The organism is Pseudonocardia sp. ZF1 (assembly GCF_056835605.1).
Genome location: NZ_JAJNBY010000001.1, coordinates 2,991,801 through 3,017,470 on the forward strand (window position 1 = coordinate 2,991,801; position 25,670 = coordinate 3,017,470).

Sequence of the window (25,670 nt, forward strand, 5' to 3'; positions counted from 1 at the left end):
GCGGCGCCGCGGCCGTACCGGCACGTGGAGGTGGCGCATGTCCGGTGAGCAGGAGACGTTCAACCCGTGGACCGTGGTGAACCTGGTGTTCCACCACCTGGCCGACCAGGGTCTGCACCCGGTCCTCGGGGAGACCGGGGACCCGGCCGCGGCCGCGACCGGGCTGCTGCGGTCGATGGGGGTCGCCCCGGCGCCGGAGAAGGCGGGTCCGGCCGACCCGGAGGTACAGGACGAGCTGGCCGAGCTGCGCCGCCGGATCATGCCCGGGATCGAGTGACCCGGCACCGGTGATCTAGTTTGCGCTCCGCACCGGACGGACCGGTCCGCGAGGAGGGGCGCCGATGGAGCAGCAGACCGAGCGCGCGATCGTGCAGCGGCAGCTCGAGGAGCTGCACCGTGCGGTCGGGAGCCCCGGCGGGGTCCCCGACGGGCGGGTCGTCGCGTACTACCCGCCGTCGATGGCCGGGCAGGCGCAGCTGTTCGGGCTGGCCGCCACCGACATCGAGGGCACACAGTGGGAGGTCGGCGACGCCGGGGTCCGCTTCCCGCTGCACTCGATCTCCAAGGTGTTCACCTACGGCCTGGCGCTGGAGGACAACGGCCGTGAGGAGGTCCTGCTGCGGGTCGGGGTCGAGCCCTCCGGCGACCCGTTCAACTCGATCAGCTTCGACGAGGTCAACCACCGCCCGTTCAACCCGATGATCAACGCGGGGGCGCTGGTCGCGGTGAACCTGGTGCACGGCGCCACCAAGGAGGAGAAGGTCGAGCGGCTGCTGACCCGGCTGCGGATCTACGCGGGCAACCCCGACCTGGCCGTCGACGACGACGTCCTGGCCGAGCAGCTGGTCTCCAACGACCGCAACGTCGCCCTGTCGTACCTCATGCGCAGCCTGGGGATGCTGCACGGCAACATCGAGGACAACCTGTACGTCTACCTGGCGGCCTGCTCGGTGACCGTCACCGCCGCGGAGCTCTCGACGATGGCGGCGACCCTGGCCCGGGGCGGGGCGAACCCGTTCACCGGGGTGCCTGCGCTGCCCCGGACCTACACCCGTGACGTGCTCAGCGTGATGAGCATGTGCGGCATGTACGACGCCGCCGGGCAGTGGGCCTACGAGGTCGGGATCCCGGCCAAGTCGAGCGTGTCCGGGGCGATCCTGGCGGCGATCCCGGACGCGATCGGGGTCGGCGTCTACTCCCCCGGGCTGGACCGGCACGGCAACTCGGTGCGCGGGATCGCGGTGTGCCGCGAGCTGTCCGACCGGTTCGGGCTGCACGTGTTCGCCGACCCGTCGGAGTCGCGGCTGGGCCGGATCGTGCGCCCGGGCCGGCGGGAGGAGGCGACCGAGATGTACCCCTCCGGCGACGGCTGGCTGCCCGACGGGCTCTAACGATCCGGCGCCGCGGACGAGTCCTCTGGGGGACATCGTCGTCGACACCGGGAGCAGGGCACGCATGGCCACGTTGGACGTCGTCGCGGACCGGGCGCTGCGCCGGGCCGGGGCCATCCGGTTCCACCGCCGACACCGCGGGGAGGCTGCGGCGCTCCTCGCCGCGATCGAGGCCGAGCGCGGTCCGTCCGACCCGGCGACGGCCCGGGCGTGCGACGCCTGGGCCGTCGACGTGCTGGGCTGGCGCGGCTACGCCCCCTGGCTGCGGGTCTACGCCGCGGTGGCCGGGGAGTTCCGGGAGGGCTGGATCCCCGACAACTACTACGGCCGGGTCGTGCTCCCCGCCGTGCAGGGGCCCTACGGCGAGGTCTCGAAGCTCAAGCCGCTGTCGCGGCGGCTGCTGCGGTCCGACCTGTTCGCCGACGTCGCCTACTGGGTCAACGGCGGCCTCTACGACCGCGACCTGCGCCACCTCGACCGCGCCGGGCTCGCGTCGGTGCTGTTCGCCGGTTCGGACCGGGCGGTGTTCAAGTCCGACGACTCGATCCAGGGCGCCGGGGTGCGGGTGCTGCACCGGTCGGGGTTCGACCCCGCCGAGCTCGGCGGGCTGCCGTCGGGGGTGTTCCAGAGCTGGGTCGACCAGCACCCGCTGCTCGCGGGGTTCACCCCGGGCTCGGTGGCGACGATGCGGGTCACCACCGTCGTGACCGACGACGGCGTCGCCTCGGTCCGGGCCGCCTACCTGCGGTTCGGGCGCGCCGCCGACACCCACGTGCGCTCCGCCAGCCACGTGCGCGTCGCCGTGGACACCACGACCGGCCGGCTCGCCGACCACGGCCTGACCCCGCGCTGGACGCGCGTCGACGCCCACCCCGACTCCGGGGCGGGGTTCACGGGGACCACCGTGCCGGGCTTCGACGGGTGCGTCGCCGCGGTGCTGCAGCTGCACCGGGGGATGCCGTTCGCGCGCTGCGTCGGGTGGGACCTGGCCGTCGACGCCGACGAGCGGCCCGTCGTACTGGAGTGGAACGCCGGGCACAACGACATCAAGTTCTCCGAGGCCACCCAGGGTCCCTGCTTCGCGGACATGGGCTGGGAGCGGCTGTGGCGACCCGCGGCCCGGATCCCGGCCCCGCGGCGGCCCGGCCCGTAGGTTCGGTCGCCGGACGCCCCCGGCCGGGGGACGACGCTCCGGTGTCATGGCCGAGCCGGGCCCGGGGAATCCGGGTGCGGCCGCCCCGCGGGGTCCGGCACCCTGCGGGGCATGGACACCTACCGGCGACCGGACGTGCCGGCCGCCGTGTTCCACGACGCCACCGGCGCGGTCGTCCCGCACGGGAGCCGCTGGGGTCCGGACGGCCCGCCGGAGGACAGCTACTCGGTGGTGACCCACTCCGAGCGGTTCCGGCCGCTGCACACCGTCGCCGACGCCGTCGCCGCGCACCTGGCCGCCCGTTACGACGTCGATGTCGAGCACGAGGACGCCCCCGCCCGGGACGAGCCGGGCGCGGTCCGGGTGACGACGCTGCGCCCGCGCGACCCGGACGCGGCCACGGTGACGCTGGTCCGGACGGATTTCCCGGGCGTCGTGGTCCGGGCCGGGCACCTGCTGTCCGCGCACCTGCCGCCGTGCGGGTGCGACGCCTGCGACGACACCTGGGAGCAGGTCGCCGACGAGCTCGAGCACACCGTCGCGGCGGTCGTCGCCGGGACGTTCCGGGAGTGGTGCGCCCGTCGCGACGGCGTCACGTGGGCCGGGCACGCGCTCGGACCGCACCGCGGCAGGTCGTCGTCCGGGGAGACCGTCGCCGGCACCGCGTCCGACGGCCGTGGGGCGACCGCGTGCGCCGGCCCGGGTGACGCTCCGGTCGTGTGGGCGCCCTGGCCGCTGCGCCACGCCTGAGCCGCGCGCTCGCTACGGTGCGACCGGACACCCTCGACGAAAGGGACACCGATGGTCGCGCAGGCCGAACGCGAAATGGTCCAGCAGCAGTTCGAGGACCTCCGCAGCACCTGCACCGCCGGCAGCGGCATCCTGCTGCCCGGCGAGGAGGTCGTCAGCTACTACCCGCCGGAGATGGAGGCCCGCGCCGAGGAGTTCGGCCTGGCCGGCACGAACGTCGACGGCACGCAGTGGCAGGTCGGCGACTGCGACGTCCGCTTCCCGCTGCACTCGATCTCGAAGGTCTTCACCTACGGGCTCGCGCTGGAGGACAACGGCCTGGCCGAGACGCTGCGCCGGGTGGGGGTCGAGCCGTCGGGGGACCCGTTCAACTCGATCACCTTCGACGAGACGCACCACCGCCCGTTCAACCCGATGATCAACGCGGGGGCGCTGGTCGCGGCGAACATGGTCAAGGGGGCCACCAAGGAGGAGCGCGCCGAGCGGCTCCTGGAGCGCAACCGGGTCTACACCGGCAACCCGTCGCTGGAGATCGACCGCGCGGTCCTCGACGAGCAGCTGGTCTCCAACGACCGCAACCTCGGGCTCAGCTACCTCATGCGGAGCCTGGGCATGCTGCACGGCGACATCGACGACACCCTCTACGTCTACCTCGCCGCCTGCTCGATCACGGTGACCGCGCCGGAGCTGTCGGCGATGGGCGCCACCCTGGCCCACGGCGGGGTCAACCCGCTGACCCGCGAGCGCGCACTGCCGAGCGAGCACCTGCGCACCGTGGTCAGCGTGATGAGCATGTGCGGCATGTACGACGCCGCCGGCGAGTGGGCGCACGACGTCGGCATCCCGGCCAAGAGCGGGGTGTCCGGCGGGATCATGGGGGTGCTGCCGCGCTGGTTCGGGCTCGGCGTGTACTCCCCCGGCCTGGACCGGCACGGCAACTCGGTGCGCGGCGTCGCGGTCTGCCGGGAGCTGTCGTCGCGGTTCGGGCTGCACGTGTTCGCCGACCCGCAGGAGTCGCGGTTCGGCCGGATCGCCCAGCCCGACTGAGCCGTACCCCGGGGTGGGTGTCCACCCACCCCGGGGCCGCGGTCAGAGCGAGGCGATCAGGCGGTCCACCCGCTCGTCGACGGCGCGGAACGGGTCCTTGCACAGCACGGTTCGCTGGGCCTGGTCGTTCAGCTTCAGGTGCACCCAGTCGACGGTGAAGTCCCGTCCGGCCGCCTGTGCGGCGGCGATGAAGTCCCCGCGCAGCTTGGCCCGGGTCGACTGCGGCGGGGTGTCCTTGGCCGCCTCGATCTCGCCGTCGTCGGTGACCCGGTCGACCAGCGCCTTGCGCTGCAGCATGTCGAACAGGCCGCGACCACGGCGGACGTCGTGGTAGGCCAGGTCCAGCTGGGCGACGCGGGCGCTGGACAGCTCCAGGTCGTGCTTGGCCCGGTAGCGCTCCACCAGCCGGTGCTTGATCGCCCAGTCGATCTCCCGGTCGATCTTCGACAGGTCCTGGGACTCGACGGCGTCGAGGGTGCGGCCCCAGAGCTCGACCACGCGCGCCATCGCCGGGTCCGGGTGCCCGGTCGCCTCCAGGTACTCCACGGCGCGGGCGTGGTACTCGCGCTGGATGTCCAGCGCGGAGGCCTCCCGGCCGCCGGCCATCCGCACCGGGCGGCGCCCGGTGAGGTCGTGGCTGATCTCGCGGATCGCGCGGATCGGGTTGTCCAGGGTGAAGTCCCGGAACTGGACGCCGGCCTCGATCATCTCCAGCACCAGGGTGGCCGATCCGACCTTGAGCAGGGTCGTCACCTCGGACATGTTCGAGTCGCCGACGATCACGTGCAGCCGCCGGTAGCGCTCGGCGTCGGCGTGCGGCTCGTCGCGGGTGTTGATGATCGGCCGGGACCGGGTCGTCGCCGAGGAGACGCCCTCCCAGATGTGCTCGGCCCGCTGGGACAGGCAGTACACGGCGCCGCGCGGGGTCTGCAGGACCTTCCCGGCCCCGCAGATGAGCTGGCGGGTGACCAGGAACGGCAGGAGCACGTCGGCGATCCGGGAGAACTCGCCCTGCCGCGCGACGAGGTAGTTCTCGTGGCAGCCGTAGGAGTTCCCCGCGGAGTCGGTGTTGTTCTTGAACAGGTAGATGTCCCCGCCGATGCCCTCGTCGACCAGGCGTCGCTCGGCGTCGACGAGGAGGTCCTCGAGGATCCGTTCACCGGCCTTGTCGTGCGACACGAGCTGGGTCAGCGAGTCGCACTCCGCCGTGGCGTACTCGGGGTGCGACCCGACGTCGAGGTAGAGACGGGCACCGTTGCGGAGGAAGACGTTGGAGGACCGGCCCCACGACACCACCCGGCGGAAGAGGTAGCGCGCCACCTCGTCCGGGGACAGTCGGCGCTGCCCGTGGAAGGTGCACGTGACACCGAACTCCGTCTCGACCCCGAAGATCCGACGCTGCATGCCGTTCAGGGTAGGCGCCCGACCCCCTCTACTGTCACGACTGTGAGTGGATGGTTCGAACGCGTCGCCCGCAGGTCCCGTCGTCTGGACCGCGGGGTGGACTCGGTCTCCCGGGCCGACCGGGCGGTGACCGAGTTCATCGCGAGCCGTCCGCCGAGCCGGGTGGACACCTCGCTGCGCCGGCTCACCCGCACCGCCGACCACAGCGTGCTGTGGTTCACCATCGCGGCGCTGATGGCGGTGCGCCGCGGCGCCGGGCGCAAGGCGGCGATGCGCGGGATCGCCTCCATCGCGCTGACCAGCCTCACCGCGAACGCGCTGCTCAAGCCGTTGCTGCCGCGCCGGCGGCCGGCCGCGGCGGAGCTGCCCGTCTACCGGACGGTGGCCGACCCGCCGTCGTCGTCGTCGTTCCCGTCGGGGCACGCCGCCTCGGCCGCGGCGTTCGCGACCGCGGTGGTGATGGAGAACCGCCGGGCCGCACCGGTCGTGGTGCCGCTGGCGGCGCTGGTGGGCTGGTCGCGGGTGCACGTGGGCGTGCACTGGACCTCCGACGTGCTCGTCGGGGCGGCGATCGGCACCGGCGTGGCGAAGCTGACGAACCGCTGGTGGCCGGTGCGTCCCAGCGACGAGGCCCGCGCCCGCCCGATCGACACCGTCCCGGTCCTGCCGCAGGGCGAGGGCCTGGTCATCGTCTCGAACCCGTTCTCCGGGCCGCCCGACCAGGACGTGTCCGAGGAGGTCCGCGAGCGGCTGCCCGCCGCGCACCACCTCGTCGTCGGTGACGGGGTGAAGGTCGAGGACATGCTGACCGACGCCCTGGACCGGCTCGGCTCCTGGGTGCAGGCGGTCGGCGTCGCGGGCGGGGACGGCACCGTCGCCACCGCCGCCGCGGTCGCGGACCGCCACGGCCTGCCGCTGGTCGTGGTGCCCGGCGGGACCCTGAACCACTTCGCCCGCGACATCGGTGTCTACGACACCCAGGAGGCCGTCGACGCCACCCAGGCCGGCGAGGCCGTCGCGGTCGACCTGGCACTGGTCGAGGCCCATCCGGGCCGCCTGGACGACCCCGAGGACGTCTCGGTCACCCGCACCCGCTACTTCATCAACACCGCCTCGATCGGCTCCTACCCGGAGCTGGTGCGGCTGCGCGAGCAGTGGCAGCCGCGCTACGGCAAGTGGCCGGCGTTCGCCGCGGCACTGATCACGGTGCTCCAGCGCTCGGAGAAGATCTCGGTCCGGCTCGGGGACCGCTGGTACAAGGTCTGGTTCCTGTTCGTGGGCAACGGCCCGTACCACCCGCGCGGCGCGGTGCCCGCCTGGCGTCCGACGCTGGACTCGGGCCTGCTCGACGTCCGCTGGCTGCGCGCCGACGTGCGGTTCTCCCGGCTGCGGGTCGTCCTCGCGCTGATCCTGGGGGCCCTGGGGCACAGCCGGGTCTACCACCAGCGGGAGGTACCCAGCCTCGACGTCGAGCTGCTGGAGCCGAGCATGCTGGCCACCGACGGCGAGGTCGTCGAGGAGGCAGGGCGCTACACCTTCCGGGTCGCCGAGAAGCCGATCCCGGTCTACCGCCGCGACGAGGACCGCTGGACCGGGCGGGACCGCCCGTTCCAGGGATGAGCGGCGTGCCGACGGGCACCGTGGCGACGGACACCGTGGCGACGGACACCGTGGCGACGGACACCGTGGCGACGGGCACCGTGCTGCTGCGGTCGGTGCGGCCGCTGCGGCCCGGCTGCGACGGCCTGGGCGACCCCCTCGACGTGCTCCTGGCCGGGGGCCGGGTGCGCGCCGTGGGCGCCGGGCTCGACCCGGGCGGCGCCGAGGTCGTCGGGTGCGACGGGCGGGCGCTGCTCCCCGGGCTGTGGGACCACCACGTGCACATGGCGCAGTGGGCGCTGGCCCGCCGCAGGCTCGACGTGTCCGGCGCCCGCTCGGCCGCCGACGCCGCGGCACTCGTCGCGGCCCGGATGGCGACCGCACCGCCCGCCGCCGGTGAGGTACTGGTCGGGTTCGGGTTCCGCGACGCGCTGTGGCCCGACGAGGCGCACCGTTCGCTGCTCGACCCGGTCACCGGTGACACCCCGGTCGTGCTGGTGTCCGGGGACCTGCACCAGGGGTGGCTCAACGGCGCCGCGCTGGCCCGCTTCGGGCACGGCGGGCACCCGACCGGCCGGATCCGGGAGTCGGAGTTCTTCGCCGTCGTCTCCCCCGCGCTCCAGGACGCACCGACCGAGGTCCTCGACGGGTTCGTCGACGACGCCGTCGCCGCGGCGTCGGCGCGCGGGGTGGTCGGCGTCGTCGACTTCGAGGCGCCGTGGTCGCTGCCGGACTGGCGGCGCCGGATCGCCGGCGGCACGACCGGGCTGCGGGTCGAGGCGTCGGTGTGGCCCGACCGCCTCGACGACGCCCTGGCCTCCGGGCTGCGCAGCGGCGACGTCGTCGAGGGCACCGGGGGCCTGCTGACCGCGGGCCCGCTGAAGGTGATCACCGACGGGTCGCTCAACACCCGCACCGCCTACTGCTACGACCCCTACCCCGCGCCGGCGGAGAACCCCCTGGAGCACCCGTGCGGGCTGCTGCTGGTCCCGCCGGCACAGCTGCGGCCGCTGCTGGCCCGGGCGCACGCGGCCGGCCTCACCGCGGCCCTGCACGCCATCGGCGACCACGCCAACACCCTGGTCCTCGACGCGTTCGCCGAGACCGGCGCCCGTGGGCGGGTCGAGCACGCCCAGCTGCTCACCGCCGACGACGTGCCCCGCTTCGCCGGGCTCGGCCTGGTCGCGAGCGTGCAGCCCGAGCACGCCCTCGACGACCGCGACGTCGCCGACCGGCTCTGGGCGGGCCGCACCGGCCGGGCGTTCGCGTTCGCGACGCTGCACCGTGCCGGGGCCCGCCTCGCGCTCGGCTCCGACGCCCCGGTGGCGCCGCTGGACCCGTGGATCGCGCTCGCCGCGGCCGTGCACCGCACCGCCGACGACCGGGACCGCTGGCACCCCGAGCAGGAGATCGACCGCGCGACCGCGCTCGGTGCGTCGTTCGGGGTGGTCGACGGCTCGGCCGCCGCGGTCGCCGTGGGCGCGCCCGCCGACCTCGTGCTGACCGACGCCGACCCGACCTCCTGCGACCCGGCGACGCTGCGGGCCATGCCGGTCGCGGCGACGCTCGTCGGCGGCCGGTTCACCCACCGCGCCGGTGTCTGACCCGGGGGCGCACGAGCGGGTTCGGCTCCCGGGCGGGCCGCTGGACCTGCTGCGTCCCGCCGACCCGGACGCCGTCGCGTTCGACCCGGTCGCCGTCGACGAGGGTGTGGAGGAGCTGCACCCGCCGCACTGGGCGCGGCTGTGGCCGTCCGGGCGGGCGCTGGCGACGGCGCTGGACGACGCCGGTCCCGACCTGCTGGCCGGACGCTCGGTGCTGGAGCTGGGCTGCGGGCTGGGTCTGCCGTCGCTGGTGGCCGCCCGGGCCGGGGCGCACCCGGTGCTCGCGACCGACCGCTCGCCCGCCGCACCGGGCTGGGTGGCGGCGACCGCGCGCCGCGCGGGGCTGCGGGTCGCGACGGCGGTCGCCGCGTTCGACGGCTCCGGCGACGCCCTGACCGGCCGCGGCTGGGACCTGGTCCTGGCCGCCGACGTGCTCTACGGTGCGGCCGCCGCGGACGCGCTCACCGCGCTGCTGCCGCAGGTGACCGGCCCGGACGGGCAGGTGTGGCTGGCCGACCCGGGGCGGCCCGAGGCGCCCCGCTGGCTCGACGCGGCCCGGGAGACCTGGACGGTCACATCCCGCAGGCTGCCGGGCGGGGTGGACCTGCACGTCCTGCGCCGCCCCTGACCGTCCGGCCGGGGGCGGCGCAGGTGCGGATGCCGTCGCACCGACCGGCTGCGATCATGGCGGTGCACCGCGCAACGTCCACCGGAAGGGGTTCCGCCATCCTCCGCCTGCCTCGGGCCGCCGCCTTCGCCGGCCTGGCCGTGACGTTCGCCGTGGTCATGCTCGGGGCGACGATGCCGACCCCGATGTACGCGCTCTACCAGCGCGAGCTCGGGTTCTCCCCCACCGTCCAGACCGTGGTCTTCGCGCTGTACGCGGTCGGTGTGCTCGCCGCGCTGCTGGTCACCGGCCGGTGGTCGGACCAGCTGGGGCGGCGACCGGTGCTGCTGGCCGGTGTGGCGCTGTCGCTGGCGTCGAGCCTGGTGTTCCTGGCCGCGGGTCCGGTGTGGGTGCTGCTGGTGGGGCGGCTGCTGTCCGGGTTCTCCGCCGGGATCTTCGCGGGGGCGGCGACCGCCGCGGTCATCGAGGCCGCACCGGAGTCCTGGCGCGAACGCGGGGCCGCGGTCGCGACCGTCGCGAACATCGGCGGGCTCGGGCTGGGCGCGGCGCTCGCCGGGGTGGCCGTGGAGTACCTGCCCGCGCCGCTGCACCTGTCCTTCGCGGTGCACGCGGTCGCCGTCGCGCTGTGCGGGCTCCTCGTGCTGGGCGCCCCGGAGACGGTGACCGACCGGCCCGCGCACCCGGCCCTGCGGCCGCAGGTCCCCGAGGTGCCGCCCGCGGTGCGCGCCGTGTTCGTGCCGGCGGCGACGGCCGGGTTCGCCGGGTTCGCGGTGCTGGGCCTGTTCACCGCGCTGTCCCCGCGGATCGTGTCGGACCTGATCGGGATCCCGAACCATGCCGTCGCCGGGGCGATGTCGCTGCTGCTGCTGGGCGCCTCGGTGCTCGCACAGCTCGCGGTCCGCACCGCGCCCACCGAGCGGATCCTCGCCCTGGGCTGTGTGCTGCTGGCGGCCGGTCTCGCGCTCGTCGCACTGTCGGTGGCGCAGGGGTCGATGGCCGAGCTGGTGGCCGGCGCGGTGGTCGCCGGGGTCGGTCAGGGAATGACGTTCTCCAAGGGCCTGGCCGCGGTGAACGCGCGGGTGGAGGCCCACCAGCGGGCGGGGACGACGTCGTCGTACTTCGTGGTGGTCTACGTGGCGATCTCGCTGCCGGTCGTCGGGCTGGGGGCGTCGAGCCAGGCGTGGGGGCTGCGGACCGCGGGGATCGCATTCTGCGTCGCGGCCGCGGTGCTCGCGCTGCTGGCGCTGGCGGCGCTGCTGGTCATCCGGCGGCGCGACGCGCGCGCGTCCGTGTGAGCCTCACCGGTAGCCGGTCGTGTCGGCGGGCAGTCCCGCGTCCTGGACCTCGGTGACGTAGCGCCAGGCGTCGGGCCGGGACCCGTCGACGTCGTCGACCTCGTAGACCCGCCCGAGCTCGCCCGAGGAGGTGGAGCGGCCGTTCCAGCGGTGCCGGTCGAGGTCGGCGGCCAGCGCGGCGATCCCGCGGCCGACGAACCGCGGGCTCTCCGAGATCGCGAAGTGCGGCTCGGTCACGCACGCGTCGCGCCAGGTGTCGGCGGTGACCCCGAACTGCTCCAGCATGATCTCCGAGCGCAGCCAGCCCGGGGTGACCGCGACCGCGGTCCCGCCGTGCCCGCGCAGCTCGTGCGCCCAGGACCGGGCCAGCCGGATGGGCGCGATCTTGGCCAGGTCGTAGAAGACGTTGAGCCGGCGCCCAGCTCGACCGCGATCCCCCGCCCGGCGCCGCGCGTCGCGCCCGCCACCAGCGCCACCCTGTCCCTCAGGTCCGTCACACCGGGCAGCCTGCCAGGGACCGAGTTGTTTGTAAACGAGCATTCGGTTATGTTCGTCGGAGCCCACCCGAGCCGACGAGGGGACCGACCACCGGCATGTTCGAGACGACCACCGAGCTCACCGACCTCCAGCGACTGCTGGACGCCTCCGTCTCCGGAGCCGGGGACCACCTGCGCAGCATCGTCACCCCGGGGGAACGGACGCTGACCGCCGCGCAGCTCGTCCGGGTCGCCACCGGGATCTGCACCCTGGCGCTGGCCACCACCACGCGGCGCGGCGAGCCCCGGGTCAGTGGTGTGGACGGACACTTCCTGCACGGCGCGTGGGTCGTCGGCACCGACCCCGGCGCCGTGAAGGCACGTCACCTCGCGGACCGCCCCGCGGTGAGCGCCGCCCACCTGCGCGGCGACGACCTCGGGATCTTCACGCACGGGACCGCGCACCCGCTCAACCCGGCCGGCGCGCCCGCGCACCCCCGGTGGCCCGCGACCCTCGACCACCTGCAGCGCTGCTACGGACCGGAGGGGTTCGTCTGGGACGAGGTCGTCTTCTACCGGATCGAGCCGACCTGGATCGTCGCCTACAGCCCCGACCCGGCCGGCCTCGCCGGGTCCGCGGCGTCGACGGCGCCGCCCGCCTGAGAGGGTGAGCCGTGCCCCGTCGCAAGCAGGTCCCCGACGCGGACGTCCTCGACGCCGCCCTCGACGTGCTGCACGCCCGCGGGCCGCAGGCGCTCACCTTCGCCGCGCTGGCCGGGGCGAGCGGGCTGGCCCCGGCCACGCTCGTGCAGCGCTTCGGCGGCAAGTCCGACCTGCTGCGCCGGACCCTGCTGCACGCGTGGGACCGGCTCGACCGCGAGACCGCCGGGAGCGGCGCCGAGGCGGAGCGCACGCCGGAGGGCGCCGTAGCGTTCCTGGTCGGGCTGTCGGGGCAGTACGGCGGGATCGACAGCTACGCCGACGCACTGCTGGTCCTGCGCGAGGACCTCCTCGACCCCGACGTCCGACGGCGGGGCGCCGCCTGGCGGCAGGCGCTCACCGACGTCCTCGACGCGTGCCTGGCCGGCACCCCGGGCGCCCCGGACGGCGCCGGCGCGCTCCTGGCGACCCACTGGCAGGGCACCCTGCTGTGGTGGAGCTTCGACCCCCGGCTGCCGGTGGCCGAGCACGTGGAGCGGGAGCTGACCCGGTTCGTGGCCGCGGTGCTCACGCCTCCGGCAGGTTCTGCACGTGCCGGAACCCGAACCGGCCCTTGATGCACAGGTGCCCGTGGGTGACCGAGTGGTCCGCCGGGCTGGTGACGTTGACGATCTCGCCCCGCTGCACGTGCAGCTCCAGGTTGCAGCCGACCCCGCAGAACGAGCAGATCGTCGTCGTGACGGTCTCCTCGTCGGGGTGCCAGTCGCCTGCCTCGCGGCGGTCGTGCTCGGCGACGGACTTCAGCGCCCCGGTCGGGCAGACCCCGATGCAGTTGCCGCAGTAGACGCAGGCCGACCCGGGCAGCTCGACGTCGTGCTCGGTGGCGATGCGGGCGTCGAACCCGCGGCCCGCGGCGGCGATCGCGAACGTGAACTGGGCGTCGGTCCCGCAGGCGTTGACGCACTTGTAGCACATGATGCACCGCGAGTAGTCCCGCACGTAGAGCTCGTTGTCGATCTTCACGGGCTGGGCGACGGTGGCCCGGGTCGCGCCGTCGGGGGCCGGGTGGTGACCGGCGTGGCGGCGGTCGCGCTCCCCCGCCGCGGCCGGCGGGGCGGGTGGGCCGTAGCGGTCGGGGTCGACGCCGTAGTCGGTCATCCAGCGCGCCACGTCGGCGCTCGCCTGGGTCATGTCCACCGAGGACGCCAGCAGTTCGAGGACCATCCGGCGGCTGTGCCGGACCGTGTCGGTGTCGGTCCGCACCTCCATGCCGTCCTCGCAGCGCCGCGCGCAGGAGGGCACCAGCGCGCGGGAGCCCTCGACCTCGACCACGCAGACCCGGCAGGCGTTCACCGGGTCCATGTTCGGCGCCCAGCACAGGGTGGGGGTGTCGGCCTGGGCGGGCGAGCCCTCGCGGTGCAGGGCGTCGAGGATCGTCGCGTCCTCCGGGACCCGGACCTCGGTGCCGTCCAGGGAGACGGTCACGGTGCGCCGGATCGCGCCGAGCATCACCGGGCCGCCGGCGAGCCGTTCGGCCGGTCCGGGACCGGAGCCCGCCGGGTCGGCGACGGTCACGCCGACCGCGCCGGCCCCGTTCGTGCGGTGCAGGGCGGCGACGCCCTCCCCCGCGCCGGGCCCGTCGCCGGGGGTGCCGTCGCCGGACGAGGCGCCCGCCTCGGGCGCACCGTCGACCTCCCCGGCCCGGGGCGCGCGCGAGCCGCCGCCCGGCCCCATCGGGCCCTTCCCGCCGGTCGTGGTCATCGACGCCCCCCGTGTCCGTTCGACGAGTGCGACGGCGCCGCGATCAGCCCCAGGTCGAGTGCCGAGGCGACGGCCGACGGCGCGGTCTGCCCGAGCCCGCAGATCGACGCGTCGCGCATGACCCGGGCGAGGTCGTCGAGCAGGCCCAGCTCGGTCTCCCGCGACCCGAGCGGGGCACCGCGTTCCAGCCGGGCCAGTGCCTCCTCCTGGCGGACCGTCCCGACCCGGCACGGCACGCACTGCCCGCAGGACTCGTCGCGGAAGAAGGCCGCGATCCGGCGGAGGGTGGCGGTGAGGTCGGCACGGTCGTCGAACACGAGCACGACGCCGGACCCGAGGGTGGCGCCGATGTCGCGGGCCCCCTCCAGGGTGAGGGGCACGTCGAGGTCCTGCGGGAGGACGAACCCGCCCGCGGCGCCGCCCAGCAGCACGGTGCGCAGCGTGCCGCGGGTGCCCCCGGCGAGGTCGAGCAGCTCGCGCAGGGTGGTGCCGAAGTCGACCTCGTACACCCCGGGGGCACCGACGGCACCGGACACGCAGAACAGCTTCGACCCGGTGGACCGGCCCCCGCCGACCGCGGCGAACGCCCCGCCGCCGATGTTCAGCACCTCCAGCACGTTGTAGAGGGTCTCGACGTTGTTGATCGCGGTCGGCTTCCCGAACAGCCCGGAGGTCGCCGGGAACGGCGGCTTGTTCCGCGGCTCGCCCCGGTAGCCCTCGATCGACTCCAGCAGCGCGGTCTCCTCACCGCAGATGTAGGCGCCCGCCCCGCGGCGCAGGTCGATGTCGAAGGCGAAGCCCTCCCCCATCACGTCGTCGCCGAGGTGGCCGCGCGCCCGGGCCGCGGCGATCGCGTCCTGCAGCCGGCGGGTGGCCAGCGGGTACTCGCCGCGGATGTAGAGGTGCCCGACGGTGGCGCCGGTGACGTAGCCGGCGATCGTCATGGCCTCGACCAGGCCGAACGGGTCGCCCTCCATGAGCACCCGGTCCTTGAAGGTGCCCGGCTCGGACTCGTCGGCGTTGCAGACGAGGTGGTGCGGGCGCTCCGGGGACTGCGCCACACCCTCCCACTTGACGCCGGTGGGGAACGCGGCGCCGCCGCGCCCGGTGAGCGAGGCGTCCTTGAGCTCGGCGATCACCCGGGTGGCGCCGAGGCGGACCGCGCGGCGCAGGGCCGCGTAACCGCCGCGGGCGCGGTAGTCGTCGAGCGAGGTGGGGTCGACGACGCCGACCCGGCGCAGCAGCCGCAGGTGCTCCCCGGTCCGGGTCTGCGGGGCCGAGACGGTGGTGTCGGCGAAGGCCCGGTCGGCCTCGGCCGCCTGCTCCCCGGCCGGGTCGGCGGGCGCGTGCGCCGCGGCGAGGACGGCCTGCGGGGTCGCGGGGGCCTGGGACAGGTCGGGCTCGCCCGCGCGCTGGTGCAGCACCGCGGGCGCCCGCTCGCACAGTCCCAGGCAGGGGCTGCGCACCACGCAGGCGCGCCCGCCGTCGAGGTCGCGCTCCAGCGCCGCGACGATCTCCTCGCCGCCGGACGGGCCGCACGCCACGTCGTCGCAGACGTGCACCACCCGCGGCGCGCGCGGCTCCACCGAGAACATCGCGTAGAAGGTGGCGACGCCGTACACCTCGGCCGGCGGGACCTGCAGCGTCCGCGCGACGTGGTTCAGCGACCCCTCCGACAGCCAGCCCGCCGCGTCGTGCACCGCGTGCAGCAGCGGCAGCAGCAGGTGGCGCCGCGAGCGGGCGGCGTGCCCGGCGTGCGCCGACCGGGTCGGCCGGTCCCCGGCGGTGGCGTCCGCGGCGGTGGGGGCGAGCAGCGCGAACGCGGCGTCGATCGTGTCCCGTTCGGCCGCGGTCGGTGCGGCGGTGGAGATGTGGAGATCCATTCACAGCCTCTCGATCCGCACGGCGGTCGCCTTGAACTCCGAGGTGCCCGACTTGGGGTCCCAGGCGTCGTTGGTGAGCGCGTTGACGTCGACCTGCTCGGTGAAGTGCGGGGTGAACGACGCCAGCCCCGGCCGCAGCGACCGGTCGACCCACACCGGCGCCTCGACACTGCCGCGACGGCTGGTGACCCGCACCCGGTCGCCGTCGGTGACGCCGAGCGCGGCGGCGTCGGCCGCGTCGATGCGCAGCGACTCGCGGCGGCGCAGCGGCGAGGCGTAGCCGCCGGTCTGCACCCCGGAGTTGTAGGCGTCGAGCAGCCGCACCGTGGTGAGCCGGATCGGGTACTCCTCGGTGAGCTCGTCGGCCGGCGGGACGTGCTCGACCGGGGTGAACGGCGCCGGCGCGCCGCGCTCGTCCGGGTCGTCGGCCCACAGCCGGGTGTGCATCAGCGGGGTGCCCGGGTGGTCCTCGGCGGGGCAGGGCCACTGGATGCCGCCGAGCGCGTCGAGGCGGTCGTAGCTCATGCCGTGGTGCCAGTTCAGCGACACCGAGCGCAGCTCGTCCCACACCTGCTCGGCCGTCGGCTCGCCCCAGTCGTGCCCGAGCCGCTGCGCGACGCCGCAGATGATGTGGGTGTCGGGGCGGGCCAGGCCCGGCGGGTCGAGGGCCTTGCGGACCCGCTGGACGCGGCGCTCGGAGTTGGTGACGGTGCCCTCGTACTCGCACCAGTCCGCGGCCGCGGGCAGCACGACGTCGGCGAGCTCGGCCGTCGCGGTGCGGAAGATGTCCTGGACGACGAGGTGGTCGAGGGAGGACAACAGGTGCCGGGCGTGGGTGGCGTCGGCCTCGGACTCGGCCGGGTTCTCCCCGATGCAGTACAGCGCGCTCATCTGTCCGGCCTCCATCGCCTCGAACATCTGCGACAGGTGCCGGCCGGGACGGTCGGGGAACTCGACGCCGCCGTAGACGGCGTGGAAACGGGCGTGGGCCTCGGCGTCGCCGACGTCGTAGCCGCCGGGCAGCTTGGCCGGGATGGCACCCATGTCGCCGCCGCCCTGCACGTTGTTCTGCCCGCGCAGCGGCACCAGGCCGGAGCCGTAGCGGCCGACGTGCCCGGTCAGCAGCGCGAGGTTGATCAGGGCGAAGACGTAGTCGGCGGCGTTGTGGTGCTCGGTGATGCCCAGGGTCCAGCAGATCTGGGCGCGGTCGGCGCGGCCGTAGGCGTGCGCCAGCTCCCGGATCGACGACGCCGGTACCCCGGTGATCTCCTCGGCGCGCTCCAGCGTGTACGGCTCCACCGCGGCCCGGTAGTCCTCGAAGCCGGTGGTGGAGCGCTCGACGAACGCGTGGTTCACCAGCCCGGCGTGGATGATCTCGCGGCCGACCGCGTTGGCCAGCGCGATGTCGGTGCCCACGTCGAGCCCGAGCCAGGAGTCCGCCCAGTGCGCGGTGGAGGTGTGGCGCGGGTCGACCGAGAACATCCGGGCGCCCTTGCGGATCCCCTGCAGCACGTGGTGGAAGAAGATCGGGTGCGTCTCGCGGGCGTTACTACCCCACAGGACGAGGAGGTCGGCGTTCTCCGCCTCGACGTAGGCGGAGGTGCCGCCGCCGGCACCGAACACTGCCGTCAGACCGACGACGCTGGGAGCGTGTCAAGTGCGGTTGCAGCTGTCGACGTTGTTGCTGCCCATCACCGCCCGGGCGAACTTCTGGGCGACGTAGTTCATCTCGTTGGTCGCCTTGGAGCAGCTGAACATGCCGAAGCGGTCGCCCGGGACACCGGCGAACCCGGCCGCGGCACGGTCGAGGGCCTCGTCCCAGGACGCCGGGCGCAGCACCCCGTTCTCGCGGACCAGCGGCTCGGTGAGGCGGACGTGGCGGGGGCGGAAGCCCCGGCGCGATCCCTGCGGGCGGGTGGCGGTCATCGTCGACCTCCGGGGTGGTGGTGACCTTCGGCCTCCGCACCGTAGCAAGGTCGAGACCCCCGTCACACCCCTTCGAGCTCGTCACCGGTCACCAGCGGGAACCACGGCGGCAGCGGCCCCGTCCCGCCCGCGACGGCCACCGGGCGCCCCAGCTCCCCCGCCGTGCGGGCGCGGACGGTGCGGATCACGCCCCCCTCGACCAGCCGCACCGCGGGCAGCGGGCGGGCCCGGGCCGCGGCCAGCTCGGCGGGGGTGTTGACGTTGGTCAGCGACGCCAGGTCCGGGTCGAGGCGGGCCAGTACCGGGTCGCTGCGCAGGGTCTGCTCGCCGAGCCGGCGCACCGCGACCCGGTCGAACAGCGACGGCGGGCGGCCCTGCCCGGCCGCGGTCAGCCCGTCGATCACGGGGGCGAGTGCGGTGGCGTAGGCGGCGGCGAGCGGCTGGTGGTGCCCGAACGCCTCGGGCAGCGCGACGTCGTGCTCCCCGCGCAGGTCCAGCACGCGGGCGGCGAAGGCGGGGTGCAGCAGCGGCAGGTCGACCGACGCGACGAACGCCGCCTGCGCCCGGCCCGCGACGGCGGCCAGCCCGGCGCCGATCGCGGGCAGCGGGCCGAGCCCGGGGACCGGGTCGTCGACGACCTCGGTGCCCGGCGGCAGCTCCGGCAGCTCCTGCCCGGCGGCACGCACCACGACCAGCGGCCCGTCCACCGCCCGGCCCAGTACGGCGACGGTGCGGGTCAGCAGTGCCGCCCCGTGCCAGTCCAGCGACGCCTTCGCCGACCCCATCCGCGAGGACGCACCGCCCGCCGGCACGATCCCCGCCCCCGGCCGCCGACCCCCGTACCCGCGCACGCGGCCGATCCTCCTCCTACCCTGGGGGTCGACAGCGGGAGGGGATCGGAATGGGACGGCTCACCGTGCGGCGACCGGTGCTGCACCTGAACGCGGACGGCAGCACCCGCTCGCGGCCGGACACCCTCGTGGCCGAGGAGCCGCTGGAGCTGCGCGTCGGGGGGAAGGCGCTGTCGGTGACGATGCGCACCCCCGGCCACGACGTGGAGCTCGCGCACGGGTTCCTGCTGACCGAGGGTGTGATCGGCTCCGGGCTGGACCTGGCCGGGGCCCGCTACTGCAACTCCGTCGACGAGCAGGGCCGCAACACCTACAACGTGCTCGACGTGGACCTGGCCGAGGGCGTCGCCCCGCCGGACGCGTCGGTGGAGCGGAACTTCTACACCACCTCGTCGTGCGGGGTGTGCGGAAAGGCCTCGCTGGACGCGGTGAAGCTCAAGACCCGCCACTCCCCGGCCGCGGACCCGCTGCGGATCGGCCGGGAGCTGCTGCTGGAGCTGCCCGACCGGCTGCGCGAGCACCAGAAGGTGTTCGGCTCCACCGGCGGGCTGCACGCCGCCGCCCTGTTCGACGCCGACGGCGGCCTGCTCGCCGCCCGCGAGGACGTGGGCCGGCACAACGCGGTGGACAAGGTGCTGGGCCGGATGGTGATGGACCGCCGGGTGCCCGCCACCGGCACCGTGCTGATGGTGTCGGGGCGGGCGTCGTTCGAGCTGGTGCAGAAGGCCGTGATGGCCGGGGTGCCGATGCTCGCGGCGGTGTCGGCGCCGTCGTCGCTGGCCGTCGAGCTGGCCGAGGAGTCCGGGATGACCCTGGTCGGGTTCCTGCGCGGGCGGACCGGCAACGTCTACACGGGGGCCGAGCGCATCGAGCTCTGACCAGGCGGGTCAGGCCCGCGGGGTGAGCGTGGCCCAGGCCCGTTCGTGGCGGTCCACCACCCGTCGCAGCCGCCCGGTGGTCCCGGCCGGACCGACCAGCGCGGCGACGGTGGCGACGACCAGCGCGCAGCCCGCGACCTGCCACGCGGTCAGGGTCTCCCCGAGCACCAGCATGCCGAGCACCACCGACAGCACCGGGTGCACCAGCAGCAGCGCCCCCGCGGTGCCCGGCGCCAGCCCGGCCGAGCCGCGCCCGATCAGCACCCAGGACACCACCTGCCCGGCCAGTGCCAGCACGATCAGCCAGGCCCAGGTCGTCGCGGGCAGGGCGACCGCGATCCCGCCCCCGGCGACGGCGACGATCCCGCAGGTCACCCCGGCCCCGACGGTCGCCAGCGCGACCGGGGTCACCAGGTGACCCGGGCGGCCCCGCGACACCGAGCGGTTCAGGTGCAGGAACCCGGCGTAGGCGATCCCGGCGAGGGTGCCGAGCACCGCGCCGCGCACCGGCTCGGGTCCACCCACCCCGGCGCCGAGCACCCCGCCGGCCAGCGCGATGCCGCCCAGCAGCAGCGGCGCCGCGTACACCAGCCGGCGCGGGACCCGCTCCCCCGCGACGACCCAGGCGATCAGCGGCAGCGCCAGCACCTGGATGTTGAGCACCACGTTCGCGATCCCGGCGCCCGCGTCGAGCACCGCGCGGGTCCACAGGAGGAAGTCCGCACCGAGGAACACCCCGGACAGCAGGGACCAGCCGACCGTCGCCGGCGGGAGGCCACCGGCGCGGCGGTACTCGGCCAGTGCCCACGGCCCCAGCACGACCAGGGCGAGCACGCACCGCCAGACCGACGCCGTCGCCGGGTCGGCGCCCGCGAGCGCGACGAGGATGCCGGTCCAGGCCAGGACCGAGGCGCCGGCGACGAGAAGGAGGGCGGAGTGCGGATCGGGGGTGGTGCGTGCGTTCACGTGCTCCACGATCCCCGCCGGCACCGCGAAGCTCCAATGATTGTTCCTACCCGGTACCGATAAGCTGTGCTGTGTGATCTCCTGGGACCGGCTGCGGGTGTTCGACGCCGTCGCCGAGCACGGTTCGGTCGGCGCCGCCGCGGCCGCGCTGCACATCACCGGGCCCGCGGTGACCCAGCAGCTGCGCAAGCTCGAACGTGAGACCGGCACCCGGCTCGTCGAACCGGACGGGCGGGGGATCCGGCTCACCGCGGCCGGGCACGTGCTGGCCGGGCACGCGGCCACCGCGGCGGCGACCGTCGCCGGCGCCGAGCGCGACCTCGCCGCCCTGCACGACGACGCCGCCGGACCCCTGCGGATCGGCTCGGTCGCGAGCGCCCTGCGGACCCTGCTGCCCGAGGTCATCGACGGACTGGCCGCCGCGCACCCCCGGCTGGTCCCCACCGTCGACGACGGCGAGGTCGTCGACCTGCTGCCCGCGCTGCAGTCGCGCGACCTGGACGCGGTGCTCATGGAGAGCTGGACCCAGCGTCCGGCCCGGCTGCCCGCGGGGATCCGGGTGACCGCGCTGGCCACCGAGCCCGCGATGCTCGCCGTCCCCGCCGACGACCCGCTCACCGGGCCCGACCCGGTGCCGCTGCGCACCCTGGCCGGGCGGGTGTGGACCTCCGGCCCGGTCGGCACCGAGCCCTACGAGGCGCTGCTGCAGCTGCTGCGCGGCGTCGGGACCGAACCGGACATCCGCTACCGGGTCGGCGACTTCGCCACCCAGCTGGCGCTGGTCCGTGCGCGGCTCGCGATCGCGCTGGTCCCGGGCATGGCGGTGGCGGGGTCCGCGGTCCCCGGCGGCACCGGCCCGGTCCCGGTCACCGCCGACGACGGCGTGCGCCTGCTGCCCTGCCGGCCCGCGGCGGGCCGCTCACTGGTCCTGGCCACCCGCGGGTCCGACGCCGACCTCCCCGCCCTGCGCGCCCTGGTCGACGGCCTGCGCGCCGCGGCGGCCCGCATCATCCCCGCCTGAGTCCCGGGGCCGCAGCCACTCCCTCCGGCCGCCGGGGGGAGTGTGGGTCCGCTCAGGCGAGCATGTCGCGCACCATCGGGATGACCCGGGTGCCGTACAGCTCGACCGCGCGCAGCCGGGCGGACACCGGCTGCGGCCCGACGGTGTAGATCAGGTCGAAGCGCTGGGCGCCCAGCGAGCGGATCGAGTCGGCGATGCGGCGGGCCACCGTCTCGGGGGACCCGACGTGCAGCGCACCGCCGGAGACCTCGGCCTCGAACCGGGCGCGGTCCAGCGGCGGCCAGCCGCGCTGGGCGCCGATCCGGTCCATCTGCGCCTTGTACGGGGCGAAGAAGATCTCCTTCGCCTCCTCGTCGGTGTCGGCGACGAAGCCCGGCGAGTGCATGCCCACCGGCTTCGCCGCGTGCCCGAACTGTTCGACGGCGCGGTGGTAGAGGTCGACGTAGGGCGCGAAGCGTCCGGCCGGGCCGCCGATGATGGCGAGCATCAGGCCCAGGTCGTGGCGGGCGGTGCGGACCACCGACTCCGGCGAGCCGCCGACACCGACCCACACGGGCAGCCGGCGGCCGGTCGTCGGGAAGACCTCGACGCCGTCGAGCGCGGCGCGGGTGGCGCCCCGCCAGGTCACCGGCTTCTCGTCGAGGAGCTGCACGAACAGCTCCAGCTTCTCCTCGAACAGCTGCTCGTAGTCGTTCATGGAGTAGCCGAACAGCGGGAAGGACTCGGTGAACGAGCCGCGGCCCACGATGACCTCGGCACGGCCGTCGGACAGCGCGTCGAGGGTGGCGAAGCGCTGGTACACCCGCACCGGGTCGTCCGAGCTGAGCACGGTGACGCCGGAGGACAGCCGGATCCGGGAGGTACGGGTCGCGATCCCGGCGAGCACCGTCTCCGGGGTGGTGATGGCGTACTCGGGGCGGTGGTGCTCCCCCAGCGCGACGACGTCGACGCCGGCCCCGTCGGCCAGCACCACCTCGTCGACGACCTGGCGGATGGCCTGCGGGTGCGACAGCGGCGTGCCGTCGTCGCCCACCGGCACGTCGCCGAAGGTGTCCATGCCGAAGACGATGTCGCTCATCCGCTCCCCCAATATGGTTGATTCTTCAACCATCATGCCACGGAGACGGACCGTGCGTGGACGGGCCCGGAACGGGGAACCCGGGCACATGCGACGTACCGCGCCCGCACTGCTGGCCCTGTTCCTGCTCGCGGGGTGCGGCACCGCCGCACCCACCGTCGACCTGGACGACCCGATGGGCACCGCGGGCGACGCGGTCGCCTCGATCGGCACGATCGAGATCCGCGACGCGGCCATCGCACCCGCCGACGACGCCGAGGGCGGGATCGCCCACCCCGCGGGCTCCGACGTCGGGCTGCGCCTCGTCGCGGTCAACAGCGGCGACACCGCCGACCGGCTGGTCTCGGCGAGCTCCCCGCTGGCCGAGGACGTCGCCGTCGGCGGCGAGCAGGCCCTGCTCGGCGGCGCGACGCTGCTGGTGGGGGACACCGGGTCCACCGTCCCCGCCGGCGCGGCGTCGGTCACCCGGGCCACGGTGACCCTCGACGACCTGCGCCAGGCACTGTCGGTCGGCCCGACCTACCCGGTCACCCTCACCTTCGAGCGCGCCGGGTCGATCACCCTGGAGCTCCCGGTCGACAACCCGGACCGCGGCTGAACCCGCTCAGCGCTCGCGCGCCCCGAGGCGACGCAGCAGGTTGGCCGCGAACCGGTCCCCGGTCGCGTCCATCGTCGCCTTCATCGTCCGGGTCACCACCGGCGCCGCGAGCCGCGACAGCGGCATGTCGACGTCGACGGTCAGCGAGATCTCCAGATGCGTCGCCGGCGAGCCGTCCGGCTCCGGGTCGGCGTCGCTCAGCGCGTAGTAGCCCTCCGCGCCCGCCCACTCGCTGACTCCGGTGGGCGGCGCATGGGTGAACTCGATCCGCTTGCCCTCGACGAAGGTCATCCGCTCGGTGAACACCGGTTTGATGCCCACCCCGAGCACCGCGATCCGCACCATGTGCCAGCGCCACAGCTCGTAGCCGTCGACGGCCGCGTCCCGCGCGGAGTCGGCGTCGATCCGGTTGAGCAGCGGCGTCAGCGTCGGCAGCACATCGGGATCGGTCAGGACGCGCCAGACGTCGTCTCGCGAGGCCGTCACGACGGCCTCGGACGCGGTGGTCGCGGAGAAGCGGGTCAGGACGCCCCGTCCCCGCCCAGTGCCCCACCGGCGGCCGGGGTGTCGTCCCCGCCCGCCACGTCGGGCTCGGGCTCCTCGGTGCCGCGGTTCGCGGCCGGGAGCAGGTCGGCCAGCGCCGCACCCTCGAGACGGCGGAAGGTCCGCCGTGGCCGGGTCCGGTCGAGCACCGCGACCTCGAGCGCCTCGGCGCCCAGGACCCGCGGCTGCGCGTTCGCGCCGTTGCCGGGCGACGCCGGGTCCGCGCCCGGCACCTGCAGCCCGCCCAGCGCCACCTCGATCGCCGCGCCCAGCTCCAGGCCGTACTCGTAGGTCTCGGACAGCTTCTGCGAGATCGGCTCGGTCTGACCGCCCATGACGACGAAGCGCGGCTCGTCGGTGATCGACCCGTCGTAGGTGATCCGGTACAGCTGGTCCCCGGCCGCCTCGACGCCCACCTCGGCGACGCAGAGCTCCACCTCGAAGGGCTTCTGCTGCTCCACGAACGCGGTGCCCAGCGCCTGGGCGTAGGCGTTGGCCAGCATCCGGCCGGTCACGTCGCGCCGGTCGTAGGTGAACCCGCGGAAGTCGGCCATCCGGATCCCGCCGGTACGCAGGTTCTCGAACTCGTTGTACCGGCCGACCGCGGCGAAGCCGATCTTGTCGTAGATCTCGGAGACCTTGTGCAGCGCCGTCGACCGGTTCTCCGCGACGAACAGCACGCCACCGGCGTAGGTCAGCACGACCACGCTGCGGCCGCGCGAGATGCCCTTGCGGGCTAGCTCGGAACGGTCGCGCAGCAGCTGGTCGACGGAGGAGTAGAACGGCATCGTCATGGGGAGGCGCTCCAGGCTCGTGCTTCGTGCGGGGAGGGGGTCAGCGGGACGGACCGCCAGGGCGCTCCCGGCGCCCGGCGATCACCTGGTCGACGACGGCGGCGATCTCGGCGTCGTCGCGGCGCACGGCGCCCTCGGCGGTGATGCCGACGACCACCGGGTAGATGCGCCGCACCGTGTCCGGCCCACCGGTGGCGGTGTCGTCGTCCGCGGCGTCGTAGAGCGCCTCGACCGCGGTGCGCACCGCGCCGTCGAGGTCCGCGGCCGGGTCGTGCAGCTTCTTCAGCGACGACTTCGCGAACACCGAGCCGGAACCGACCGCGTGGAAGCCGAGGTTCTCGTCGTACCGGCCGCCGGTCGGGTCGAAGGTGACGATCCGGCCGGCCTGCGCCGGGTCGGCGGCGTCGGTGTCGTAGCCCGCGAACAGCGGGACGACGACGAAGCCCTGCATCGCCGCGCCCAGGTTCTGGCGGACCATGCCGGCGAGCTTGTTGGCCTTGCCGTCGAGCGAGAGCGGGACGCCCTCGAGCTTCTCGTAGTGCTCGAGGTCGACCGAGAACAGCCGGACCATCTCCAGCGCGATCCCCGCGGAGCCGGCGATGCCGACGGCGGAGTGGGTGTCGGTGACGAACACCTTCTCGATGTCGCGCTGGGCGATCACGTTGCCCGCGGTCGCGCGCCGGTCGCCGGCGATCACGACGCCGCCGGCGAACAGCAGCGCGACGATCGTGGTGCCGTGCGGGACGCCCAGGGCGTCGGCGGAGGTGCCGGGACCGGCTGTCCGGTCCAGGCCCGCGCCGGGGAGCAGGTGCGGGGCCGCGCCGCCGACGAAGTCGGAGAACGACTGCGACCCGGTCAGGAAGGTGCCGAGCTGACCCGTGTGGTGCCCGGGCACCAGCCCGGAGGTGACCGACGGCCGGAACTCCATCTCTCGGACGTGCCTTTCGTTCGAACTGCGTGCGCCGGTGGTCCCGCTCCCCCACGTCGGCGGGGTCCGCGGCCCTTCCGGCACGGCCGGGCCCGCAGGTGCGGACCCGGCCGGGACGGTACTGCTGGTGCCGGGGTGCGGCAGGGTGAGTGGCCTCGTGGGGCTCACTCACCGCCCTTCTGCACGTAGGACCGCACGAAGTCCTCCGCGTTCTCCTCCAGCACGTCGTCGATCTCGTCGAGGATGGTGTCGACGTCCTCACCGAGCTTCTCGCGGCGCTCCTGACCGGATCCGGACGCGTTCTCCCCGGACTCGTCGTCTCCGTCGCCGCCACCCTGGCGCTTGGTCTGCTCCTGGGACATGACGCCTCCTCCTCGCAGAGTTGCCTGCAGGTTCACCCTACCCACCGGGGGCGACAAAATCGCCTGTTGCGCAG

25 protein-coding genes and 1 pseudogene are annotated in these 25,670 nt (G+C 74.8%); 14 read left to right on the plus strand and 12 right to left on the minus strand.

All coding sequences use genetic code 11. The features are described from left to right. The first annotated feature begins 37 nt into the window (after window positions 1-37). From ZF1_RS14520 to glsA (ZF1_RS14540), 5 genes are all read left to right on the plus strand, one after another. Window positions 38-277: a hypothetical protein gene (locus ZF1_RS14520; protein WP_208823721.1), complete on the plus strand. Its 240-nt coding sequence runs from the start codon at window positions 38-40 to the stop codon at window positions 275-277. A 64-nt stretch (window positions 278-341) separates the two neighbouring features. Further along, entirely contained in the window at window positions 342-1,391 is a 1,050-nt protein-coding gene (glsA, locus tag ZF1_RS14525) for a glutaminase A (RefSeq protein ID WP_482637517.1), read from the plus strand. Window positions 1,392-1,455: 64 nt separating this feature from the next. Next, window positions 1,456-2,544, plus strand: coding sequence for a sugar-transfer associated ATP-grasp domain-containing protein (locus ZF1_RS14530; RefSeq protein ID WP_482637518.1), 1,089 nt, complete (start codon window positions 1,456-1,458; stop codon window positions 2,542-2,544). Window positions 2,545-2,655: 111 nt separating this feature from the next. Then, a complete protein-coding gene (locus ZF1_RS14535) occupies window positions 2,656-3,294 on the plus strand; it encodes a DUF6226 family protein (RefSeq protein WP_405417065.1) in 639 nt (212 codons plus the stop codon). A 51-nt stretch (window positions 3,295-3,345) separates the two neighbouring features. Further along, window positions 3,346-4,341: a glutaminase A gene (gene glsA / locus ZF1_RS14540; RefSeq protein ID WP_405417064.1), complete on the plus strand. Its 996-nt coding sequence runs from the start codon at window positions 3,346-3,348 to the stop codon at window positions 4,339-4,341. A gap of 42 nt (window positions 4,342-4,383) precedes the next feature. Here glsA (ZF1_RS14540) and pafA read toward each other — a convergent pair whose 3' ends face one another. Continuing rightward, window positions 4,384-5,745 carry a Pup--protein ligase gene (pafA, locus tag ZF1_RS14545; protein WP_062395087.1) on the minus strand — a complete coding sequence of 454 codons (1,362 nt, stop codon included), beginning with the start codon at window positions 5,743-5,745 and terminating at the stop codon, window positions 4,384-4,386. A 42-nt stretch (window positions 5,746-5,787) separates the two neighbouring features. Here pafA and ZF1_RS14550 point away from each other — a divergent pair, with 42 nt between their 5' ends. From ZF1_RS14550 to ZF1_RS14565, 4 genes are read left to right on the plus strand one after another with little or no spacing between them, the layout of a single operon-like run. Then, the gene (locus ZF1_RS14550; protein WP_482637519.1) at window positions 5,788-7,365 is read left to right on the plus strand and encodes a bifunctional phosphatase PAP2/diacylglycerol kinase family protein; all 1,578 of its coding nucleotides are present in this window, start codon (window positions 5,788-5,790) and stop codon (window positions 7,363-7,365) included. A 5-nt stretch (window positions 7,366-7,370) separates the two neighbouring features. After that, complete coding sequence (locus tag ZF1_RS14555; RefSeq protein ID WP_482637520.1) at window positions 7,371-8,948, plus strand: amidohydrolase; 1,578 nt, start codon at window positions 7,371-7,373, stop codon at window positions 8,946-8,948. Beyond that, on the plus strand, window positions 8,941-9,576 hold the full coding sequence (locus ZF1_RS14560; protein WP_208823731.1) for a class I SAM-dependent methyltransferase: 636 nt from the start codon (window positions 8,941-8,943) through the stop codon (window positions 9,574-9,576). Before ZF1_RS14555 ends, ZF1_RS14560 begins: the two co-directional genes overlap by 8 nt. 56 nt (window positions 9,577-9,632) lie before the next feature. Further along, complete coding sequence (locus tag ZF1_RS14565; RefSeq protein ID WP_482637521.1) at window positions 9,633-10,871, plus strand: MFS transporter; 1,239 nt, start codon at window positions 9,633-9,635, stop codon at window positions 10,869-10,871. Window positions 10,872-10,874: 3 nt separating this feature from the next. Here the strand turns inward: ZF1_RS14565 and ZF1_RS14570 are convergent. Next, window positions 10,875-11,285: pseudogene (locus ZF1_RS14570) on the minus strand (SDR family oxidoreductase); the annotation flags it as partial. Between the two features lie 179 nt (window positions 11,286-11,464). Between ZF1_RS14570 and ZF1_RS14575 the strand changes: the two are divergent. Both ZF1_RS14575 and ZF1_RS14580 read left to right on the plus strand, forming a co-directional pair. Beyond that, entirely contained in the window at window positions 11,465-12,010 is a 546-nt protein-coding gene (locus ZF1_RS14575) for a pyridoxamine 5'-phosphate oxidase family protein (protein WP_482637522.1), read from the plus strand. A gap of 11 nt (window positions 12,011-12,021) precedes the next feature. Next, window positions 12,022-12,624, plus strand: a complete 603-nt coding sequence (locus ZF1_RS14580) for a TetR family transcriptional regulator (protein WP_062395095.1) — start codon at window positions 12,022-12,024, stop codon at window positions 12,622-12,624. Here the strand turns inward: ZF1_RS14580 and ZF1_RS14585 are convergent. The 4 genes from ZF1_RS14585 to ZF1_RS14600 all read right to left on the minus strand — a co-directional run bounded on the left by ZF1_RS14585 (window position 12,575) and on the right by ZF1_RS14600 (window position 18,428). After that, a complete protein-coding gene (locus ZF1_RS14585) occupies window positions 12,575-13,768 on the minus strand; it encodes a 2Fe-2S iron-sulfur cluster-binding protein (protein ID WP_482637523.1) in 1,194 nt (397 codons plus the stop codon). The two genes, ZF1_RS14580 and ZF1_RS14585, sit on opposite strands and share 50 nt — an antisense overlap. Next, the gene (locus ZF1_RS14590; protein ID WP_405417030.1) at window positions 13,765-15,651 is read right to left on the minus strand and encodes an NAD(P)H-dependent oxidoreductase subunit E; all 1,887 of its coding nucleotides are present in this window, start codon (window positions 15,649-15,651) and stop codon (window positions 13,765-13,767) included. The genes ZF1_RS14585 and ZF1_RS14590 overlap by 4 nt, the downstream gene beginning before the upstream one ends. Continuing rightward, complete coding sequence (locus ZF1_RS14595) at window positions 15,652-17,577, minus strand: molybdopterin oxidoreductase family protein (protein WP_405417028.1); 1,926 nt, start codon at window positions 17,575-17,577, stop codon at window positions 15,652-15,654. Between the two features lie 62 nt (window positions 17,578-17,639). Beyond that, complete coding sequence (locus ZF1_RS14600; protein WP_405417026.1) at window positions 17,640-18,428, minus strand: NTP transferase domain-containing protein; 789 nt, start codon at window positions 18,426-18,428, stop codon at window positions 17,640-17,642. Window positions 18,429-18,478: 50 nt separating this feature from the next. On the opposite strand from ZF1_RS14600, the gene fdhD reads away from it, so the two are divergent. Beyond that, complete coding sequence (gene fdhD, locus ZF1_RS14605) at window positions 18,479-19,306, plus strand: formate dehydrogenase accessory sulfurtransferase FdhD (RefSeq protein WP_482637524.1); 828 nt, start codon at window positions 18,479-18,481, stop codon at window positions 19,304-19,306. 9 nt (window positions 19,307-19,315) lie between these two features. Here the strand turns inward: fdhD and ZF1_RS14610 are convergent, their stop codons facing one another. Beyond that, the gene (locus ZF1_RS14610) at window positions 19,316-20,272 is read right to left on the minus strand and encodes a DMT family transporter (RefSeq protein ID WP_482637525.1); all 957 of its coding nucleotides are present in this window, start codon (window positions 20,270-20,272) and stop codon (window positions 19,316-19,318) included. A 73-nt stretch (window positions 20,273-20,345) separates the two neighbouring features. On the opposite strand from ZF1_RS14610, the gene ZF1_RS14615 reads away from it, so the two are divergent. Next, window positions 20,346-21,293 (plus strand): LysR family transcriptional regulator, encoded by a 948-nt coding sequence (locus ZF1_RS14615; protein ID WP_062395109.1) that lies wholly within the window; start codon window positions 20,346-20,348, stop codon window positions 21,291-21,293. Window positions 21,294-21,345: 52 nt separating this feature from the next. Here ZF1_RS14615 and ZF1_RS14620 read toward each other — a convergent pair whose 3' ends face one another. Then, window positions 21,346-22,371 carry an LLM class flavin-dependent oxidoreductase gene (locus ZF1_RS14620; protein WP_073574829.1) on the minus strand — a complete coding sequence of 342 codons (1,026 nt, stop codon included), beginning with the start codon at window positions 22,369-22,371 and terminating at the stop codon, window positions 21,346-21,348. Between the two features lie 88 nt (window positions 22,372-22,459). Here ZF1_RS14620 and ZF1_RS14625 point away from each other — a divergent pair, with 88 nt between their 5' ends. Continuing rightward, a complete protein-coding gene (locus ZF1_RS14625; protein ID WP_208823744.1) occupies window positions 22,460-22,969 on the plus strand; it encodes a copper chaperone PCu(A)C domain-containing protein in 510 nt (169 codons plus the stop codon). Between the two features lie 6 nt (window positions 22,970-22,975). Here ZF1_RS14625 and ZF1_RS14630 read toward each other — a convergent pair whose 3' ends face one another. The 4 genes from ZF1_RS14630 to ZF1_RS14645 all read right to left on the minus strand — a co-directional run bounded on the left by ZF1_RS14630 (window position 22,976) and on the right by ZF1_RS14645 (window position 25,596). Then, window positions 22,976-23,494, minus strand: a complete 519-nt coding sequence (locus ZF1_RS14630) for an SRPBCC family protein (RefSeq protein WP_374107506.1) — start codon at window positions 23,492-23,494, stop codon at window positions 22,976-22,978. After that, window positions 23,491-24,306 carry a proteasome subunit alpha gene (prcA, locus tag ZF1_RS14635; protein ID WP_208823746.1) on the minus strand — a complete coding sequence of 272 codons (816 nt, stop codon included), beginning with the start codon at window positions 24,304-24,306 and terminating at the stop codon, window positions 23,491-23,493. The genes ZF1_RS14630 and prcA overlap by 4 nt, the downstream gene beginning before the upstream one ends. A 40-nt stretch (window positions 24,307-24,346) precedes the next feature. Next, window positions 24,347-25,234 carry a proteasome subunit beta gene (gene prcB, locus ZF1_RS14640; protein WP_083474099.1) on the minus strand — a complete coding sequence of 296 codons (888 nt, stop codon included), beginning with the start codon at window positions 25,232-25,234 and terminating at the stop codon, window positions 24,347-24,349. A 164-nt stretch (window positions 25,235-25,398) separates the two neighbouring features. Beyond that, complete coding sequence (locus ZF1_RS14645; protein ID WP_020626587.1) at window positions 25,399-25,596, minus strand: ubiquitin-like protein Pup; 198 nt, start codon at window positions 25,594-25,596, stop codon at window positions 25,399-25,401. Window positions 25,597-25,670: the final 74 nt, after the last annotated feature.

What these genes read in the sequence shown, in the direction of transcription:
- ZF1_RS14520 (WP_208823721.1), top strand. Translation starts at nt 38, where the DNA reads ATGTCCGGTGAGCAGGAGACGTTCAACCCGTGGACCGTGGTGAACCTG.
- glsA (WP_482637517.1), top strand. Translation starts at nt 342, where the DNA reads ATGGAGCAGCAGACCGAGCGCGCGATCGTGCAGCGGCAGCTCGAGGAG.
- ZF1_RS14530 (WP_482637518.1), top strand. Translation starts at nt 1,456, where the DNA reads ATGGCCACGTTGGACGTCGTCGCGGACCGGGCGCTGCGCCGGGCCGGG.
- ZF1_RS14535 (WP_405417065.1), top strand. Translation starts at nt 2,656, where the DNA reads ATGGACACCTACCGGCGACCGGACGTGCCGGCCGCCGTGTTCCACGAC.
- glsA (WP_405417064.1), top strand. Translation starts at nt 3,346, where the DNA reads ATGGTCGCGCAGGCCGAACGCGAAATGGTCCAGCAGCAGTTCGAGGAC.
- pafA (WP_062395087.1), bottom strand. Translation starts at nt 5,745, where the DNA reads ATGCAGCGTCGGATCTTCGGGGTCGAGACGGAGTTCGGTGTCACGTGC.
- ZF1_RS14565 (WP_482637521.1), top strand. Translation starts at nt 9,633, where the DNA reads ATGGCGGTGCACCGCGCAACGTCCACCGGAAGGGGTTCCGCCATCCTC.
- ZF1_RS14575 (WP_482637522.1), top strand. Translation starts at nt 11,465, where the DNA reads ATGTTCGAGACGACCACCGAGCTCACCGACCTCCAGCGACTGCTGGAC.
- ZF1_RS14585 (WP_482637523.1), bottom strand. Translation starts at nt 13,768, where the DNA reads ATGACCACGACCGGCGGGAAGGGCCCGATGGGGCCGGGCGGCGGCTCG.
- ZF1_RS14590 (WP_405417030.1), bottom strand. Translation starts at nt 15,651, where the DNA reads ATGGATCTCCACATCTCCACCGCCGCACCGACCGCGGCCGAACGGGAC.
- fdhD (WP_482637524.1), top strand. Translation starts at nt 18,479, where the DNA reads ATGGGACGGCTCACCGTGCGGCGACCGGTGCTGCACCTGAACGCGGAC.
- ZF1_RS14620 (WP_073574829.1), bottom strand. Translation starts at nt 22,371, where the DNA reads ATGAGCGACATCGTCTTCGGCATGGACACCTTCGGCGACGTGCCGGTG.
- ZF1_RS14625 (WP_208823744.1), top strand. Translation starts at nt 22,460, where the DNA reads ATGCGACGTACCGCGCCCGCACTGCTGGCCCTGTTCCTGCTCGCGGGG.
- prcA (WP_208823746.1), bottom strand. Translation starts at nt 24,306, where the DNA reads ATGACGATGCCGTTCTACTCCTCCGTCGACCAGCTGCTGCGCGACCGT.
- prcB (WP_083474099.1), bottom strand. Translation starts at nt 25,234, where the DNA reads ATGGAGTTCCGGCCGTCGGTCACCTCCGGGCTGGTGCCCGGGCACCAC.
- ZF1_RS14645 (WP_020626587.1), bottom strand. Translation starts at nt 25,596, where the DNA reads ATGTCCCAGGAGCAGACCAAGCGCCAGGGTGGCGGCGACGGAGACGAC.